Source organism: Microbacterium sp. NPDC055521, assembly GCF_053619695.1.
This window is the reverse complement of the sequence record NZ_JBSHJX010000002.1, coordinates 125,863-142,223: the sequence shown is the minus strand read 5'-3', so window position 1 is coordinate 142,223 and position 16,361 is coordinate 125,863. Positions and strand designations below refer to the sequence as shown.

18 protein-coding genes are annotated in these 16,361 nt (G+C 69.0%); 13 read left to right on the top strand and 5 right to left on the bottom strand.

What is annotated here, in order from left to right; genetic code table 11:
* Positions 1-138: 138 nt before the first annotated feature.
* The 3 genes from efeU to efeB are packed head-to-tail and all read left to right on the top strand — an operon-like array spanning position 139 to position 3,584.
* Complete coding sequence (gene efeU, locus ACWGSM_RS02545; protein WP_452321405.1) at positions 139-1,095, top strand: iron uptake transporter permease EfeU; 957 nt, start codon at positions 139-141, stop codon at positions 1,093-1,095.
* Positions 1,092-2,324, top strand: a complete 1,233-nt coding sequence (gene efeO, locus ACWGSM_RS02540) for an iron uptake system protein EfeO (protein WP_452321404.1) — start codon at positions 1,092-1,094, stop codon at positions 2,322-2,324. Before efeU ends, efeO begins: the two co-directional genes overlap by 4 nt.
* Before the next feature lie 12 nt (positions 2,325-2,336).
* Positions 2,337-3,584 carry an iron uptake transporter deferrochelatase/peroxidase subunit gene (gene efeB, locus ACWGSM_RS02535; protein ID WP_452321403.1) on the top strand — a complete coding sequence of 416 codons (1,248 nt, stop codon included), beginning with the start codon at positions 2,337-2,339 and terminating at the stop codon, positions 3,582-3,584.
* Between the two features lie 7 nt (positions 3,585-3,591).
* On the opposite strand, the gene ACWGSM_RS02530 is transcribed toward efeB, so the two are convergent.
* Positions 3,592-4,725 (bottom strand): acyltransferase family protein, encoded by a 1,134-nt coding sequence (locus tag ACWGSM_RS02530; RefSeq protein ID WP_452321402.1) that lies wholly within the window; start codon positions 4,723-4,725, stop codon positions 3,592-3,594.
* 117 nt (positions 4,726-4,842) lie between these two features.
* On the opposite strand from ACWGSM_RS02530, the gene ACWGSM_RS02525 reads away from it, so the two are divergent.
* Positions 4,843-6,060, top strand: a complete 1,218-nt coding sequence (locus ACWGSM_RS02525; RefSeq protein WP_452321401.1) for an LLM class flavin-dependent oxidoreductase — start codon at positions 4,843-4,845, stop codon at positions 6,058-6,060.
* 1 nt (position 6,061) lies between these two features.
* Positions 6,062-6,706, top strand: a complete 645-nt coding sequence (locus tag ACWGSM_RS02520; protein ID WP_452321400.1) for an FMN reductase — start codon at positions 6,062-6,064, stop codon at positions 6,704-6,706.
* A gap of 81 nt (positions 6,707-6,787) precedes the next feature.
* Here ACWGSM_RS02520 and ACWGSM_RS02515 read toward each other — a convergent pair whose 3' ends face one another.
* Complete coding sequence (locus ACWGSM_RS02515; protein ID WP_313354820.1) at positions 6,788-6,961, bottom strand: DUF5302 domain-containing protein; 174 nt, start codon at positions 6,959-6,961, stop codon at positions 6,788-6,790.
* A 333-nt stretch (positions 6,962-7,294) separates the two neighbouring features.
* On the opposite strand from ACWGSM_RS02515, the gene ACWGSM_RS02510 reads away from it, so the two are divergent.
* The 5 genes from ACWGSM_RS02510 to ACWGSM_RS02490 all read left to right on the top strand — a co-directional run bounded on the left by ACWGSM_RS02510 (position 7,295) and on the right by ACWGSM_RS02490 (position 12,762).
* Positions 7,295-9,562, top strand: a complete 2,268-nt coding sequence (locus ACWGSM_RS02510; RefSeq protein WP_452321399.1) for a polyribonucleotide nucleotidyltransferase — start codon at positions 7,295-7,297, stop codon at positions 9,560-9,562.
* A gap of 184 nt (positions 9,563-9,746) precedes the next feature.
* The gene (locus ACWGSM_RS02505; protein ID WP_452321398.1) at positions 9,747-10,805 is read left to right on the top strand and encodes an aldo/keto reductase; all 1,059 of its coding nucleotides are present in this window, start codon (positions 9,747-9,749) and stop codon (positions 10,803-10,805) included.
* Positions 10,806-10,908: 103 nt separating this feature from the next.
* Positions 10,909-11,511, top strand: coding sequence for a histidine phosphatase family protein (locus ACWGSM_RS02500; RefSeq protein WP_452321397.1), 603 nt, complete (start codon positions 10,909-10,911; stop codon positions 11,509-11,511).
* Positions 11,512-11,575: 64 nt separating this feature from the next.
* Positions 11,576-12,322 (top strand): 4-hydroxy-tetrahydrodipicolinate reductase, encoded by a 747-nt coding sequence (dapB, locus tag ACWGSM_RS02495; RefSeq protein WP_452321396.1) that lies wholly within the window; start codon positions 11,576-11,578, stop codon positions 12,320-12,322.
* Positions 12,319-12,762: a hypothetical protein gene (locus ACWGSM_RS02490; protein WP_452321395.1), complete on the top strand. Its 444-nt coding sequence runs from the start codon at positions 12,319-12,321 to the stop codon at positions 12,760-12,762. Before dapB ends, ACWGSM_RS02490 begins: the two co-directional genes overlap by 4 nt.
* 11 nt (positions 12,763-12,773) lie before the next feature.
* Here ACWGSM_RS02490 and ACWGSM_RS02485 read toward each other — a convergent pair whose 3' ends face one another.
* The 3 genes from ACWGSM_RS02485 to ACWGSM_RS02475 form a co-directional block, all read right to left on the bottom strand.
* Positions 12,774-13,199 (bottom strand): OsmC family peroxiredoxin, encoded by a 426-nt coding sequence (locus tag ACWGSM_RS02485; RefSeq protein ID WP_101187023.1) that lies wholly within the window; start codon positions 13,197-13,199, stop codon positions 12,774-12,776.
* An 89-nt stretch (positions 13,200-13,288) separates the two neighbouring features.
* Positions 13,289-13,810 carry a DUF4395 domain-containing protein gene (locus ACWGSM_RS02480; RefSeq protein ID WP_452321394.1) on the bottom strand — a complete coding sequence of 174 codons (522 nt, stop codon included), beginning with the start codon at positions 13,808-13,810 and terminating at the stop codon, positions 13,289-13,291.
* Positions 13,807-14,232, bottom strand: coding sequence for a thioredoxin family protein (locus ACWGSM_RS02475; protein WP_452321393.1), 426 nt, complete (start codon positions 14,230-14,232; stop codon positions 13,807-13,809). Before ACWGSM_RS02475 ends, ACWGSM_RS02480 begins: the two co-directional genes overlap by 4 nt.
* A 68-nt stretch (positions 14,233-14,300) precedes the next feature.
* Between ACWGSM_RS02475 and ACWGSM_RS02470 the strand changes: the two genes are divergently transcribed.
* The 3 genes from ACWGSM_RS02470 to ACWGSM_RS02460 are packed head-to-tail and all read left to right on the top strand — an operon-like array spanning position 14,301 to position 16,344.
* Entirely contained in the window at positions 14,301-15,110 is an 810-nt protein-coding gene (locus ACWGSM_RS02470) for a thymidylate synthase (protein WP_452321392.1), read from the top strand.
* Complete coding sequence (locus ACWGSM_RS02465; protein WP_452321391.1) at positions 15,107-15,583, top strand: dihydrofolate reductase; 477 nt, start codon at positions 15,107-15,109, stop codon at positions 15,581-15,583. Before ACWGSM_RS02470 ends, ACWGSM_RS02465 begins: the two co-directional genes overlap by 4 nt.
* The gene (locus ACWGSM_RS02460; RefSeq protein WP_452321390.1) at positions 15,583-16,344 is read left to right on the top strand and encodes an SDR family NAD(P)-dependent oxidoreductase; all 762 of its coding nucleotides are present in this window, start codon (positions 15,583-15,585) and stop codon (positions 16,342-16,344) included. Before ACWGSM_RS02465 ends, ACWGSM_RS02460 begins: the two co-directional genes overlap by 1 nt.
* The last annotated feature ends 17 nt before the right edge of the window (positions 16,345-16,361 follow it).

Below are 16,361 nucleotides of genomic sequence, written 5' to 3'. Positions count from 1 at the left end.
CGACGGTAGGACCAGGTCCGCGCGTGTGCACGAATGTTGCCTTCTCTTACCGGTCGATGGGCGGGGGTGCAGGGAACCGGGTGCTAAAGTCGCTTAGGTAAGGCAGTCCTTAGTGATCCGTCGGCAGAATCGAATCCTGTGTTCGCAGCGCTCCTCATCGGCCTCCGCGAGGGCCTCGAAGCCGCCCTCGTCGTAGGCATCCTGGTCGCCTACATCCGCCGGCTCGGCCGCGCGGACGTGCTGGGCCGCATGTGGACCGGCATCGGTCTTGCCATCGCCCTCGCGTTGGGCATCGGCGCGATCCTCACCTTTGGTGCGTACGCCCTCGCCACCGAAGCGCAGGAGATCATCGGAGGTTCGCTCTCGCTGGTGGCGGTGGGCATGGTCACCTGGATGATCTTCTGGATGCAGAAGGCCGGCCGCACGATGAAGTCGAACTTGCAGGGCGGTGTGGACCGCGCTCTCGCGCACGGGAGCCTGTGGGCGCTGATCGCCGTGGGATTCATCTCGGTGGCCCGTGAGGGCATCGAGACCACGCTGCTGCTGTGGTCGATGGTGCAGTCCTTCGGCAACGCGCCGCAGTCACTGCTCGGTGCGCTGCTCGGCCTGCTCCTCGCCGTGATCGTCGGCTGGCTGCTCGCGCGCGGGGCGGTTCAGCTCGACCTCAGGCGCTTCTTCGCGTGGACGGGCGGCTTCCTCGTCGTCGTCGCGGCGGGTGTGCTCGCCTACGCCGTGATGGATCTGCAGGAGGCCGGAGTGCTGGGCGGTCCCTTCACCGCCGCCGCTCCCACGGATGCGCTGACCGGGGCCGTGCTCACCGGAGTCCTCGGCTTCCCCTTCGGGTGGGCCTTCGACGCCACCGCCGTGATCGCCCCGGGCGGTGCCTGGGCGACCATCCTGCAGGCGACGATCGGCTTCATGCCGCGCATGACCTGGCTGCAGGTGATCGCATGGACGCTGTACATGGCAGTCGTCGGCACTCTCTTCGTCCGCGGGCTCGCGCGCTCGCGTACCCCTCGACCCGCTTCGAGTCCCGTATCCGCGCCGGCGGCGCGCTGCGAAGACCTCGTGACCGATTCTTCTGGAGCAGCATGACCGACACATCCCGAACGCTGGGCGTCATCGCCCTCGGCGCCATCGCCGTGACGGCCCTCAGCGGCTGCGTCGCCAAGCAGTCCGCCGACCCCGCGGCATCGTTCACCGTGTCGTCGACCGACAGTGCATGCGCCGTCTCGACCGACACGGCCACCAGCGGAACGCTGACGTTCGATGTGACCAATGACGGCGACCAGGTCACCGAGTTCTACCTCCTGGCCGACGACGGTCTGCGCATCGTCGGCGAGGTCGAGAACATCGCCCCGGCGGCGTCGCGCACCCTCACTGTCACCGCACAGCCCGGCGACTACTACACCGTGTGCAAGCCGGGCATGATCGGAGACGGCGTGGGCAAGGCCGCGTTCGCGGTCTCGGGCGACAAGGTGAGCATCGACGGCCCCGATGCCGAGCAGAAGCAGCAGGCGGTCGATCTCTACGCCGCCTTCGTCAAAGACCAGGTCGGAGCCCTCGTGCCCGATGTCGCTGACCTGGTGAACGCCTACACCGCCGGGGACGATCAGAGGGCGCGTGACCTCTTCCCGCTGGCGCGTGCCTCATACGAGCGCATCGAGCCCGTCGCCGAGGCGCTGGGCGATCTCGACCCGCGCATCGACTACCGCGAGGTCGACGCCGTCGCCGAGGGCCTGGAGTGGACCGGGTTCCACCGCATCGAGAAAGATCTCTGGCAGCCGGCACCGGATGCCCTCAACTCCGACGGTGCGACTCCCGCCTGGCAGGGTTGGGCGCCGTCGACGCCCGAGGAACGCGGCGAGTACGGCGACCTGCTGATCGCCGACGTGCAGGAGCTCTTCGACTACGTGCACTCGGAAGACTTCACGACCGCTTTGGATGATCAGGGCATCGCGGGGATCTCGAACGGCGCCGTCGCGCTTCTGGACGAGGTCGCGACGGGGAAGATCACCGGCGAGGAGGACTGGTGGTCGCACACCGACCTCTACGACTTCGCCGCCAACGTCGAGGGGTCGAAGATGGCATTCTCGCTGGTGCGGGAGCTGGCCGCGTCGAAGGGCGCCGACGGCGAGAGGCTCGTCGATGAGATATCGACCGGCTACGCCGACCTCGAAAGCGCCCTTGCTCGGCAGGGCTCCCTGCAGAACGGCTTCGTCCCGTTCACGGATCTCACCGACGGTCACAGACGAGAGCTCATCGACCTCATCAACGCCCTCGCCGAGCCGCTGTCGCAGCTGACCGCCACGACCCTGTCCTGAGGGCGAGCAGGCATGACACACGACGACGAGCAGCCCCGCGCGGGCCTGAGTCGGCGAGGCCTGCTGAGTCTGGCCGCCGGAGGCGGGGCTGCGCTCGCGCTGGCCGGCGGCGGCATCGGATACGCCTTCGGGGCCACGCGCAGGGACGCGGATGCCGAGGACAGGCACGCGTTCTTCGGAGAGCATCAGGCGGGTATCACCACCGAGGTGCAGGAGCACCTGCACTTCGCCGCATTCGACATGATGCCCCGCAGTGACCGGAGCGACCTGATCGAGCTGCTCCAGGACTGGAGCTACGCGGCGTCGCGTCTCACCCAGGGACTCGAGGTGAGCGCGTCCGGTGCCGCCGGCGGCGGGCCCGACGCCCCACCCGACGACACGGGGGAGGCCCTGGGGCTGCATGCCGCGAACCTCACGGTCACGTTCGGGTTCGGACCGACCCTGTTCGCGAACGAAGACGGCGATCGGTACGGCATCGGCGACAGACGCCCGGCGAAGCTCGAACGACTGCCGGCGTTCCTCGGCGACGACCTCGACCCCGGTCAGTCCGACGGCGATCTGTGCATCCAGGTCTGCGCGGACGACCCCCAGGTCGCCGTGCATGCGATCCGCAACCTCAGCAGGATCGCCTTCGGGCGCGCCAAGCTGCGATGGTCGCAGCTCGGCTTCGGAAAGACCTCCCGCACGAGTGCGCAGCAGCAGACGCCTCGGAACCTCTTCGGCTTCAAGGACGGGACCGCGAACATCCTCGCCGACGACCAGGACGCGCTCGACGCGCACGTGTGGGCGGGCGATGACGATCCGGAGTGGATGGCGGGTGGTGCGTATCTCGTGGCCCGCAAGATCGCTATGCTCATCGAGACCTGGGACCGGGTGCGCCTCGGCGAGCAGGAACGGATCTTCGGGCGCGACAAGGCGGAGGGAGCACCGCTCAGCGGCGGCACCGAGATGACGGCGCCGAATCTGGCCGGCCTCGAGGTGCACAGCCATGTGCGACTCGCTCACCCCGACACGAACGACGGCGTGCGGATCCTGCGCCGCGGGTTCAACTACGTCGGCGGGAACAACGCGCTCGGACGTCTCGACGCCGGGCTGTTCTTCCTCTCGTACCAGCGAGACCCGGCGCGGTTCATCGCACTGCAGAAGCGCCTGTCGACGGATCTGCTCGTCGAGTACATCCGGCACGTCGGATCGGGCGTCTGGGCTGTGCCGCCTGGCGCGGCCTCCGGATCGTACGTGGGCGCGGCGCTCTTCGCCTGACCGGGGCTCAGCGGCTGCGCCGCGAACCGGTCGGATCGCTGCGGTGGTCGCTTCCCGACGCCAGCTCGGGGTCGCGGAACATCCAGCGCGGGCGCGGCTCGACCAGCGGACGGAACAGTGACCGCACCGGCTTCGACGAGAGCGCGAACGCGATACAGACGGAGAGCGCGATGATGAGCGGAAGCCAGATCCAGGTCGGATCCAAGCCGCGCAGCACACCCGACTCGCGGAACGGGTAGAGCACGAACGAGTGCAGCAGGTACACGTACATCGTGTACTGGCCCAGCGTGGTCCAGCGCTGCGTGCGCCGCGGCAGCAGCGCGAAGAAGCAGGCGCTGAGCAGGACCGCCAGCAGGATGAGCCCGAGGCGGACGGCGCCCGCCCACCACTGCTCGCCGCCGAGGTCGGCGTACGAGTCGTCATAGAACAGCCAGTGCCTGAGGTCGATGGCCTCCCAGACATCCAGCCACAGCCAGCAGGCCACGCCCCACGCGACGAGGACGGCCATCGCGATCGCGCGCACCCACCACGGCCGGTACTCGATGAGATGCAGACGGCGCACCACGTCGCGCTCCCTGAGCCACCAGCCGAGAGTGAAGAAGAACAGCAGGCCCAGCGTGCGGGACAGCGAGAACGTGCTGTCGACGTTGGGCACGTATCCGACACCGACCGAGATCACGAGGGCCCAGGCAAGCGGCCACCGCAGCAGGGCGAGGTAGGGGAGCACCAGGCGGAAGATGCCCAGGGCGAGCAGGAACCACAGCGTCCAGGAGGGCTGTGTGAGATTCGGGTCGGCCCTTCCCTCGACCAGCCACTTGGTGAGAGTCCACAGCCCTTCGAAGATCACGTAGGGGACGAGGATGTCGGTGATCACACGAGCCATCTGGCGCTTCGTGGGGGTTCCAGCCTTCGAGAAGTAGCCGGAGATGAGGGCGAAGGCGGGCATGTGGAACGCGTACACCCACAGGTAGAACGCGTACGAGACATCGGAGTCGTAGATCAGCCGCTGGGTACCGTGCCCGATCACGACCAGTACGATGCACGCGAACCGCGCGTTGTCCCAGAACGGAACCCGGCGACGGGGCCGTGCAGCGGTGCCCGTCGTCGCGGTCGCGGGCGGATGCTGCTCGGCACTGCTCATGGCACGAGGTTAGCGGTTGCGGACATGCGGGAATAAAGTGGCCGCTTCGGGGTTCCAACAAGTACATTCAAGTGAATAGAACGGATGCTTCCGGGCATTCGGAGCGGAGAGAGAACAGTGAACGAGCAGAACCCGGTGCAGTTCGGCATCATGTCGGTCAGCGACATCACGCAGGATCCGACGACCGGCGTCACCCCGAGCGAGGCCGAGCGCATCAAGGCGACCGCCGTGATCGCCAGGCACGCCGAAGAGGTCGGCCTCGACGTCTTCGCGATCGGCGAGCACCACAACCCGCCGTTCTGGTCGTCGAGTCCGACCACCTTCCTCGCGCACGTCGCCGCTCAGACCGAGCGACTGATCGTGTCCACCTCGACGACGCTGATCACCACGAACGACCCCGTGCGCATCGCCGAGGAGTACGCGATGCTGCAGCACGTCTCGGACGGACGCATGGACCTCATGCTCGGCCGCGGCAACACCGGTCCGGTCTACCCGTGGTTCGGGAAGGACATCCGCCAGGGACTGCCGCTCGCGATCGAGAACTACGCGCTGCTGCGCAAGCTGTGGGACGAGGACGTCGTCGACTGGGAGGGGAAGTTCCGCACCTCGCTGCAGGGCTTCACCGCGACACCGCGACCGCTCGACGGCGTGGCGCCCTTCGTCTGGCACGGATCCATCCGCACGCCTGAGATCGCCGAGCAGGCCGCCTACTACGGCGACGGCTTCTTCGCGAACAACATCTTCTGGCCGAAGGAGCACTACCAGCGCCTCATCGAGCTGTACCGGCAGCGCTACGCCCACTACGGCCACGGCACACCCGAGCAGGCCATCGTCGGCATCGGCGGTCAGGTCTTCATGGCCGCCAACTCCCAGGATGCGGTGACGCAGTTCCGTCCCTACTTCGACAATGCACCCGTCTACGGCCACGGCCCCAGCATGGAGGACTTCACCGAGATGACGCCGCTGACCGTCGGATCCCCGCAGCAGGTCATCGACCGCTACGCGTCGATGCGCGACGCGTTCGGCGACTTCCAGCGGCAGCTGTTCCTCATCGACCACGCCGGCCTTCCGCTGAAGACCGTGCTCGAGCAGCTCGACATCCTCGGCGGCGAGGTCGTGCCGGTGCTGCGTCGCGAGCTCGCAAAGAACCGCGCCGAGGCGGTTCCGGATGCCCCCACGCACGCCGCGCGGGTGCGTGCGGCCTACGGTGACGGGCCCTCGCGTCAGGCGCGCCCGTCCGCGAACCGCGGCGACAACCTGACCGCAGGATCCCCCTACCAGGACGCGCCGGTCGCCGCGGGCGCGGCGTTCGGCCTCGACCGGAAGGATGCCTGAGATGGGCGAACGTCGCATCGCCGTCGTCTCGGCCGGCCTGTCGAACCCCTCGTCCACGCGGATGCTGGCCGACCGTCTGGCTGCGGAGACCGCGAAGGCGCTGCGAGAGCGCGACATCGACGTGAAGGTCGACGTGATCGAGCTGCGCGATCTGGCGCACGACATCACCGACAACCTGCTGACGGGATTCGCCCGGCCGGCGCTCGAGACGGCCATCAACACCGTCGTCTCGGCCGACGGGCTGATCGTGGCCACGCCGATCTTCTCGACGAGCTACTCGGGGCTCTTCAAATCGTTCATCGACGTGCTCGACCCGGATGCCCTGACCGGCAAGCCGGTGCTCATCGGCGCGAACGCCGGCACCGCCCGGCACTCGCTGGCGATCGACTACGCGATCCGTCCGCTGTTCGCCTACCTGCACGCCGAACCGGTGTCGACCGGCGTCTTCGCGGCATCCAGCGACTGGGGCGGCGCGGGTGACGAGGTCGCCCCGCTCGCCAAGCGCGTCGAGAGGGGTGCGAGAGAGCTCGCCGAGGCGATCGCCAGGCGCGGTGCCGCAGAGGTCGTCGACCCGTACGATCCCGCGACCTACCTCGGTGAAGGGCGCTCGTTCGGACACCTGCTCGGAGGGCTCGCGGGGGAGTGACGCCCGAGTCGAGTCATCCTCGGGGACGACGAAGGGCTGCGACATTCGTGTCGCAGCCCTTCATCTCGCGTCGAAAGCAGCTCAGCCGCTCTTGCGGCGGAACTCGCGCTTCATCTGCGGCGCGTGGGTCGCATGAACGGCGGAGTCACCGTCCAGGTGTGACTCTCCGCCCCGACTCTGCGCGTTCTTCTTGTCGAGCGCTTCCCTGAACTTGCGCTTCATCTCCTCGGAAGAGACTGCCTTGTCTTCGCTCATGCTCGTCAGTTTAGGCGAAGACAGCCGATTTCGGCGGCGTCCGCTCTCGAACCGCCGCGCTGAACCCGGCGTGGACACCCTCGCTGATAGGATCGACAGTGGTGCTGTCTGCGCCGCACAACTTCACATCGATTCACGGAGCGGTCGGCTGAGAAGCTGGTCCCCTGTGGTGGGTTCCTCGTCGCACACGGCGCCGGGTGATCTTCTACTGGTGGCCAGCGCAGGCGTGATCGGCGGGAATCCCCGCGCGCTTATATCTACCCGCATCCGCTCCTTCGCGACAACTCGCGCGCCACACGGGCGAGCGAGCCTAAACAAAGAAGGAGAGACCTCTTGGAAGGTCCTGAAATCACCGCCACCGAGGCCGTTCTCGACAACGGCCGCTTCGGCACCCGCACCGTCCGCTTCGAGACCGGACGCCTCGCCCAGCAGGCTCAGGGCGCGGTCGCGGCCTACCTCGACGACGAGACCATGCTCCTGTCGGCCACCAGCGCGGGCAAGCACCCGCGTGAGGGCTTCGACTTCTTCCCGCTGACGGTCGACGTCGAGGAGCGCTCCTACGCCGCAGGCAAGATCCCCGGTTCGTTCTTCCGTCGTGAGGGTCGTCCCTCCACCGAGGCGATCCTCGTCTGCCGTCTCATCGACCGTCCGCTGCGCCCGTCGTTCGTCGACGGCCTGCGCAACGAGGTGCAGATCGTCATCACCGTGCTGTCGATCGCCCCGGGCGAGTACTACGACGCCCTGGCGATCAACGCCGCATCCGCGTCGACCCAGATCTCGGGTCTGCCGTTCTCGGGTCCGATCGCCGGCGTCCGCCTGGCGTTCATCCCCGGTCACGGCGAGCACGCCGACCAGTGGGTCGCGTTCCCCAACGCCGAGCAGGTCTCCGAGGCCGTGTTCGACCTGATCGTCGCGGGCCGCGTGGTCACCAAGACCGACGGATCCGAAGACGTCGCGATCATGATGGTCGAGGCCGAGGCGACCGAGGGCAGCTGGAACCTGATCAAGGCCGGCGCCACCAAGCCCAACGAGGATGTCGTCGCCGAGGGCCTCGAGGCCGCGAAGCCGTTCATCGCCCAGCTCGTCAAGGCTCAGGCCGAGCTCGCCGCCACCGCGTCCAAGGAGCCGGGCGTGTACCCGGTCTTCCCGGCGTACAGCCAGGAGGTCTACGACTTCGTGGCCGGTCGCGCCTACGACGAGCTCACGGGCGTCTACCAGATCGCCGACAAGCAGCAGCGTCAGAACGCCGACGACGCGATCAAGGATCGCGTCAAGGCCGAGCTGATCGAGGCGACCGAGGCGGGCCAGCTGCCCGCTGCGGCCCCGCTGGAGTTCTCCGCCGCGTACAAGTCGGTCACCAAGACGATCGTCCGCGGACGCATCCTCACCGAGGGTGTGCGCATGGACGGCCGCGGCCTCGCCGACATCCGTCCGCTCGACGCGGAGGTGCAGGTCATCCCGCGCGTGCACGGCTCGGCGATCTTCCAGCGCGGCGAGACCCAGATCATGGGTGTCACCACGCTGAACATGCTCAAGATGGAGCAGCAGATCGACTCGCTGTCGCCCACCACGAGCAAGCGCTACATGCACCACTACAACTTCCCGCCCTACTCGACCGGTGAGACCGGCCGCGTCGGGTCGCCGAAGCGTCGCGAGATCGGGCACGGCTTCCTTGCCGAGCGCGCCCTCGTGCCGGTGCTGCCGAGCCGCGAGGAGTTCCCCTACGCGATCCGCCAGGTCTCCGAGGCGCTCAGCTCGAACGGCTCGACCTCGATGGGCTCCGTCTGCGCATCGACCCTGTCGCTGCTCAACGCCGGTGTGCCGCTGCGCTCCGCCGTCGCAGGCATCGCCATGGGCCTGGTCTCCGATCAGGTCGACGGTGAGACCCGGTACGCTGCCCTGACCGACATCCTGGGTGCGGAAGACGCACTCGGCGACATGGACTTCAAGGTCGCCGGCACGTCGGAGTTCATCACCGCGATCCAGCTCGACACCAAGCTCGACGGCATCCCGTCGTCGGTGCTTGCCGGCGCGCTGACCCAGGCGCGCGACGCCCGCCTGACCATCCTCAACGTGCTGAACGCCGCGATCGACGCTCCCGACGAGATGGCGCCGACCGCGCCGCGCGTCATCAGCGTGCAGATCCCGGTCGACAAGATCGGCGAGCTGATCGGCCCGAAGGGCAAGACGATCAACGCGATCCAGGATGAGACCGGCGCGCAGATCTCCATCGAGGAGGACGGCACCGTCTACATCGGCGCGACCGACGGACCGTCGGCGGAAGCCGCTCGCGCGCAGGTCAACGCGATCGCCAACCCCACCAACCCGGAGGTCGGCGAGCAGTTCCTCGGCACCGTCGTGAAGATCGCCACCTTCGGCGCCTTCGTGTCGCTGCTGCCGGGCAAGGACGGACTGCTGCACGTCACCGAGGTGCGCAAGCTCGCCGGTGGCAAGCGCGTCGAGAACGTCGATGACGTCCTCTCGGTCGGCCAGAAGCTGCTCGTGCGCATCACCAAGATCGACGACCGCGGCAAGCTGTCGCTCGAGCCGGTCACCGAGGACGCACCCGCAGAGGGCGAGTCGGAGACCGCTGAGGCGTGAGCCGTCCGGATGCCCGCTGAGCGGCATCCATGACCGAAGGAACCCGGGATCGTGCGCCCAGCGCCGCGATCCCGGGTTCCTTCGTATCCGATGTGATCGAACCGTTACCAGAACTTGCCGCCGGTGATGCTGTCATGGCGAGCACCGGGCCCGGGCTCGCCTACCCTCGAAGTACGCACCCGAGGTGCGCAGCTACGGGGGTGGCGATGTGAAGCTCTTCGGCACAGGAGCAGCCGGCACGGCCGGCGCGCCGACCAGCACCGTACCCGGCTCCGACTCGCATCCCTCCGCCCCGATCCCCGTGGTCGGACCCGGGGTCGGGGAGGGCATCCGGGTGCCGCTCGGCGAGACCGGACTGTCGATCTTCCCGCTCATGCTCGGCGCCGCGGAGTTCGGCTGGAGCACCGACCAGCGCACCAGCAGCCAGATCCTCGACCGGTTCATCGAGTTCGGCGGCAACGCGGTGCACACGGCCGACGGGTTCTCCGGCGGACGCAGCGAGCACATCATCGGGCAGTGGCTTCGCGCGCGCCGCATCCGCGACCGGATCAGTCTGAGCGTGCGCATCGGCTCGCACGCCGACAACCCCGGTCTCGGGTCGGTCAACCTCGTGCGTGCGGTAGAGGGGTCGCTCACGCGGCTCGCGGTCGACTGCATCGATGTGGTGTACCTGGACGCCACGCTCGACACCAGCTCGGTGCTGGAAGACACCCTCGCGACGGTGGAATGGCTGCGCGACGCGGGGAAGATCCGCTCGGTGGGAGCGTTCCGCTTCGCCGCGGAGCGTCTCGTCGAAGCGAGGATCCTCGCCTCGGCCGGCTACCCGCGCATCGAGGTCGTCGACGAGCCCTACAACCTCGTGCGCCGTCGGGGATTCGAGGGGGATCTGCGTCTGGTGGCCGGCGCGCAGAACCTCGCGGTCACCCCCTCGCACGCACTCGAGCACGGGTTCCTCTCGGGCCGGCATCGCAGCAAGTCCGCCGTCACCGGCGTGCGCGGCGAGCAGATGAAGGGCAATCTCAACCGCCGTGGCATCCGCGTGCTGCGGGTGCTCGACCGCATCGCCGCCGAGCTGTCGGTGCCGGTCGCGGCCGTGTCGATCGCCTGGCTGCTCGGGCAGCGCACGGTGGTGGCGCCGATCGTGAACGCGTTCGCACCCGAGCACGTCGAAGAGCTCATGCAGGGCGCCGGTATCTCCCTGCTGCGCTCGCAGATCGTCGAACTCACCCGCGCCGGCGACTGAGGGCACCGAGCGTGCGGCTCGCGTCGCGCCTCGGCGTCGTGTCGGTGCGGTGTTCTAAGCTGGACTCGCCCATCCGAGGGGGACGGGCTGAAGCGAGCGGGCAGTGACGCATTACATATACCTGGTCAGACATGGCGAACATCAGGATGCCGAGCACGGCGTCGACGACGGACCGCTCTCGCCTCGAGGACGACGTCAGGCCGAATTGATCGCGGATCGTCTCTCCGGACTTCCGCTGGACGCCGTCTGGCATTCGCCCCTGCTGCGGGCGACGGAGACCGCCCGCACCATCGCCGCCCGCCTTCCCTCGGTCGACCCCGTGCCGTCTGCACTGCTGTTCGACTGCGTGCCCAGCGGCATGAGCGACGACGTGCCCTCGGTGTACGAAACGTTCTTCGGGTCGGTGAGCGACGCCGAGATCGAGGCGGGCTCCGCGCAGATGGCCGATGCGGTCGGCGAGTTCCTGCGAAGGCGCACCGGCGACGTGCACGAGGTGCTGATCACCCACAACTTCGTCATCTCGTGGTTCGTGCGCGAGGTGCTCGGCGCTCCGGACTGGCGGTGGATGACACTCAACCAGGCGCACTGCGGACTCTCCGTGATCGCGCAGAAGCAGGGCCGGCCGTGGACTCTGCTCAGCCACAACGACCTCGGCCACCTGCCGATGGAGCTGCGCACCGGACTGCCCGAGGGCGCTCTGGTCTGACGCGGCGACGACCGTCACGGTCACGACGGCGGGGCCACGGGGCGGGCGAATCTAGACTGGGACCATGACGACACAGGTCGCCCTCGTCGGCGGTACAGGCTCACTCGGACGTATCATCCACGGGGTGATCGACCAGCTCGACGGCTTCGAGGTGCGCTCCGTGCTCGGCTCGGCGAGCGACCTCGCCGAGATGGACGGCGCCGACCTCGTCGTCGACGCGTCGACCCCGGCGGTGAGCATCGACGTGGTGCGAGCGGCGGTGGAGCGCGGCATCAACGTGCTGGTCGGCACCTCGGGATGGTCGCAGGAGCGCATCGCGCTGGTGCGCCCGCTGGTCGACGCCGCCGGCACCGGCGCGGTGTTCATCCCCAACTTCTCGCTGGGCTCGGCGCTGGGCTCGGCACTCGCCGCGGCCGCCGCGCCGTTCTTCCCGTCCGCCGAGATCATCGAGGCGCACCACGATCGCAAGATCGACTCACCCAGCGGCACCGCGGTGCGCACGGCCGAGCTGATGGTCGCCGCGCGGGAGGCGCAGGGCCCTTTCCAGGCGCCGCACGTCGATCAGCGCGCGCGAGGACAGCAGGTCGCCGGCGTTCCGGTGCACTCCCTGCGTCGTCCCGGTGTGATCGCCAAGCAGGAGGCAATCCTGTCCGGCCCCGGCGAGTCGCTGACGATCGTGCACGACACGGTCGATTCCGCGGCCGCCTACGCCCCGGGCATCCGGCTCGCCGTCCCGTTCGCGCGCGATGCGCGCGGTGTAGCCGTGGGGCTGGAGAACCTCGTCGACATCGGAATCCGGGCACGCGCGTGAGCTCGCGGATCGGGGTGGCCGTGATGGGGGCGGCGCTGGTGCTCTACGTGGTCACCGCCGGCTGGCTGGCGGTGATGTTCCTCCGCGTCGCGACTCCGATCTCGGTCGGGATGGCGATCGCGCTGATCGTGATCGCGCCGATCGGCGCGTGGGCGCTGGTGCGCGAACTCCTCTTCGGCTTCGCGGCGGATCGGCTCGGGCGCACGCTCGATGCAGAGGACGGCATGCCCGAAGCCCCGGAACGTCTGACGCCGAGCGGCCGCCTGTTGCGTGACGACATCGACCCGCTGATCACGCAGTACGGGGCGGCTGCCGAGGCCGAGCCGGGAGACTGGCGCGTCCGCTACCGTCTGGGTGTGGTGCAGGATGCCGCCGGGCGGCGTAAGGAAGCCAGGGCCAGCATCCGCGAGGCGATCAGGCTGTCGCGGACCCGGCCCTGACATCGAGGGCTTCAGGCGAGGCTGGCCTCGAGGGTGATCTCGATGCCGGCGAGCGCCTGCGAGACCGGGCATCCGGTCTTCGCGCCCTCGGCGATCTCCTGGAACTTCTCCGGCGTGAGCCCGGGAACGCTCGCGTTCACATTCAGGTGGCTGCCGGTGATGCCGGTGCCGGGCTTGAAGGTGACCGATGCCGACGTGTTCACACGCTCGGGCGGGGTGCCGTTCTCGGCCAGCGCGTGCGAGAGCGCCATGCTGAAGCACGACGCGTGCGCGGCGGCGATGAGTTCCTCCGGCGTCGTGGTCGAGTCGGATCCTTCGCTGCGCGACTTCCAGTCGATCGGGAAGGTGCCGAGGTTGGAGCTCGAGAACGCGACGGTGCCCGAGCCCTCCATCAGGGATCCGGTCCAGGTGGTTGCGGCTTCGCTGGTGACGGTCATTGTTCCTCCGAGAATCGCACGTGGCATCGCGCCGCGGGTTCGCGTCGCCTCGCCAGCCTATCCAGAGCCGGTCTGCGTCGGAACAGAGGTCAGGTGGGCGCTTCGCTCTGCTGCAGCACGCCCGCGCGCTGCAGCAGCAGGTACATCTGGCAGCCGAGGCAGAAGCCGAAGGCGGCGTTGAGGAAGGCGGCGATGAATGCCGCGGCCGTCGCGATCGGGAGCACGAGGGGAACGCCGACGAGGTGCAGCACGAGGCCGAGAGCCACGACGAACAGACCGACGCCCTGGGCGAACCGCGGCGGGCGCGGATCCTCGAGTTCGACAGGCGGCGTCAGGCGGGGCCGGACGGCCGTGCGGAACAGCACCGCCCAGGGCGAGGTCGGGGGAGAGACGACTCCCCAGATGAACAGTGCAGCCACGATCGCGGCAACGACGAAGCCGGGGTCGGTCACCCGCTCGCCGAGGGATGCCGTGCTGATCGCCCATCCCCGTGAGGAGGTTGAGGCGGCGATGCCGGTGAGGGCCAGGACCGTCGCGATCAGCAGCAGTGCCGAGGTGATCCACGCGGCGAACCGCGGACCTCGAGGGTCGATTCGATTCCGGGCGGTCATGCGGTCTCCTGAAACGCGGGCAGCTCGTCCAGAGCGGCGGTGATGTCGTCGCGGCGTGGCACGCCGACGAACCGGGCGACGACCCGGGCATCCGGGCCGACGAGCAGGGTGGTGGGGGTGCTCAGCACGCGGTTCTCGGATGCCAGGTCGGGGCGATGGGTGAGATCCACGTCGTGCACGTCGATCGCGCCCCGCTCTGGGGCCAGCTCGCGCAGCATCCGGCGCACCTGCGGGCAGCGCGAGCAGGTGTCGGTGCTGAACAGCACGAGCGCCGCGCGCTCGCGGAGCAGACCCAGTCGGTCGGCGTCGACGGCGCCGGTGGCGCGACGACGGCGGCCGTCTCGCAGGCGCCACAGCAGACCCGCCGCCACCGTGATGGCGAGCAGGAGGCCGGTGATCAGCAGGGCGGTCGCGAGCGGCATGCGTCGAGGCTACGTCGAACGACGCGGCCGCAGCCGAGTGTGACACCGCGTGACGTATCGTTGCTGGCATGAGTGCAGTCGTGCCGACACCCTACGAAGACCTGCTGCGTGACGTGCTGGAGTCGGGCACGCACAAGGACGACCGCACCGGCACGGGAACCACCAGCGTCTTCGGGCGGCAGATCCGGTTCGACCTCTCTGCGGGATTCCCCCTGATCACGACCAAGCGCGTGCACTTCAAGTCGATCGCGTACGAGCTGCTGTGGTTCCTGCGCGGCGACTCGAACGTGCGCTGGCTGCAGGAGAACGGCGTGACCATCTGGGACGAGTGGGCCGACGCGTCCGGCGACCTCGGACCGGTGTACGGGGTGCAGTGGCGCTCGTGGCCGACGCCGGACGGCGGCCACATCGACCAGCTCTCCGAGGTCATCGAGCAGATCAGGGCAACGCCCGACTCGCGCCGCCTCATCGTGTCGGCGTGGAACCCGGCCGACATCCCCGACATGGCGCTGGCTCCGTGCCACGCCCTGTTCCAGTTCTACGTCGCCGACGGCAGGCTGTCGTGCCAGCTCTACCAGCGCAGCGCCGATCTGTTCCTCGGCGTTCCGTTCAACATCGCCTCCTACGCACTGCTGACCCTCATGGTGGCGCAGCAGACGGGCCTCGAGCCGGGCGACTTCGTCTGGACCGGCGGCGACTGCCACATCTACGACAACCACATCGAGCAGGTGCGCCAGCAGCTCGCCCGAGACCCGTACCCGTACCCGGCCCTGACGTTCTCGCGCACGCCGGAGTCGATCCTCGACTACCGCTACGAGGACTTCACCGTCGACGGCTACCAGCACCACCCGGCGATCCGCGCGGCGGTGGCGGTATGACCTGGGCGGGGCTCATCTGGGCCCAGGCGAACGGCGGCGTCATCGGCGCCGGTGGGGGGATGCCCTGGCACGTGCCCGAGGACCTCGCGCACTTCAAGGAGATCACCTCCGGCGCGCCGGTGATCATGGGCCGGCGCACCTGGGACTCCCTGCCCGAGCGCTTCCGGCCGCTGCCCGACCGCGAGAACATCGTGATCACGCGCAGTCAGGACTGGAGCGCGGAGGGCGCTCGACGCGTGGCCGGCATCGCCGAGGCCGTGCGCGGGCAGGAGCGGGTGTGGATCATCGGGGGTGCGGAGATCTTCCGGCAGGTGATCGGCGACGCCGACCGCCTGGAGGTCACCGAGCTCGACATCGAGGTGGACGGCGACGCGTACGCGCCGCCGGTCGACGGCTGGCGTCTGGTGGACGAGGGGGAGTGGCAGACGTCCCGCACCGGCATCCGGTACCGCTTCCTCGGATACGAGCGCTGATGCCCACCGCCCTGATCACCGGAGCGAGCGCCGGACTCGGCGCCGAATTCGCACGGCAGCTCGCCGCGCGTCAAGCCGACCTCGTGCTCGTCGCCCGCAGCGCCGACGCCCTCGAGGCGCTGGCCGCGCAGCTGCGCGACGAGCACGGCGTGCATGTCGAGGTGCTGCTCGCCGACCTGGCGATCGAGGCCGACGTGCAGCGCGTCGCCGACCGCATCGCCGATGCCGGCGCCCCCGTCGATCTGCTCGTCAACAACGCCGGCTTCGGCCTGCCGCTGCACTTCGCCGACAACCCGATCGACGATGAGGTGCGGCACCTGCGCGTGCACGTCGAGGCGTCGATGCGACTCATGCACGCGGCCATCCGCGCCATGCGCGGCCGGGGCGGGCGGATCATCAACGTGGCCTCCGTGGCCGGTTTCATCTCCCGCTCCACCTACTCCGCGTGCAAGTCGTGGCTGATCGGGTTCAGCCGGTGGGCGAACGCCGAGTACGGTCGCGACGGAGTCAGCGTCACAGCCTTGTGCCCCGGGTTCACGCGCACGAGCTTCCACGAGCGGATGGGGCTCGCCCGTGGTCAGGAGGGCGTGCCATCGATCATGTGGCTCGATGCGCCCCGGGTCGTGCGAGCCGGACTGCGGGATGCCGCGCTCGGCCGGCCCGTGTCGATCCCCTCGCTGAGGTACACGCTCATCGTCGCGTTCACGCGCGTGCTGCCCAGCCGGCTCACCTCCGGCATCGCACGTCGCGGTCGCGTCTGACGCGCGGTCCCGGCGCC

Excerpts from the sequence above, each read along its gene's own strand:
- ACWGSM_RS02515 (WP_313354820.1), bottom strand. The coding sequence starts at position 6,961 with ATGAGCGAAGACAAGGCAGTCTCTTCCGAGGAGATGAAGCGCAAGTTC.
- efeB (WP_452321403.1), top strand. The coding sequence starts at position 2,337 with ATGACACACGACGACGAGCAGCCCCGCGCGGGCCTGAGTCGGCGAGGC.
- ACWGSM_RS02465 (WP_452321391.1), top strand. The coding sequence starts at position 15,107 with ATGACCTGGGCGGGGCTCATCTGGGCCCAGGCGAACGGCGGCGTCATC.
- efeO (WP_452321404.1), top strand. The coding sequence starts at position 1,092 with ATGACCGACACATCCCGAACGCTGGGCGTCATCGCCCTCGGCGCCATC.
- ACWGSM_RS02520 (WP_452321400.1), top strand. The coding sequence starts at position 6,062 with ATGGGCGAACGTCGCATCGCCGTCGTCTCGGCCGGCCTGTCGAACCCC.
- ACWGSM_RS02475 (WP_452321393.1), bottom strand. The coding sequence starts at position 14,232 with ATGCCGCTCGCGACCGCCCTGCTGATCACCGGCCTCCTGCTCGCCATC.
- ACWGSM_RS02485 (WP_101187023.1), bottom strand. The coding sequence starts at position 13,199 with ATGACCGTCACCAGCGAAGCCGCAACCACCTGGACCGGATCCCTGATG.
- ACWGSM_RS02460 (WP_452321390.1), top strand. The coding sequence starts at position 15,583 with ATGCCCACCGCCCTGATCACCGGAGCGAGCGCCGGACTCGGCGCCGAA.
- ACWGSM_RS02470 (WP_452321392.1), top strand. The coding sequence starts at position 14,301 with ATGAGTGCAGTCGTGCCGACACCCTACGAAGACCTGCTGCGTGACGTG.
- ACWGSM_RS02530 (WP_452321402.1), bottom strand. The coding sequence starts at position 4,725 with ATGAGCAGTGCCGAGCAGCATCCGCCCGCGACCGCGACGACGGGCACC.
- dapB (WP_452321396.1), top strand. The coding sequence starts at position 11,576 with ATGACGACACAGGTCGCCCTCGTCGGCGGTACAGGCTCACTCGGACGT.
- ACWGSM_RS02480 (WP_452321394.1), bottom strand. The coding sequence starts at position 13,810 with ATGACCGCCCGGAATCGAATCGACCCTCGAGGTCCGCGGTTCGCCGCG.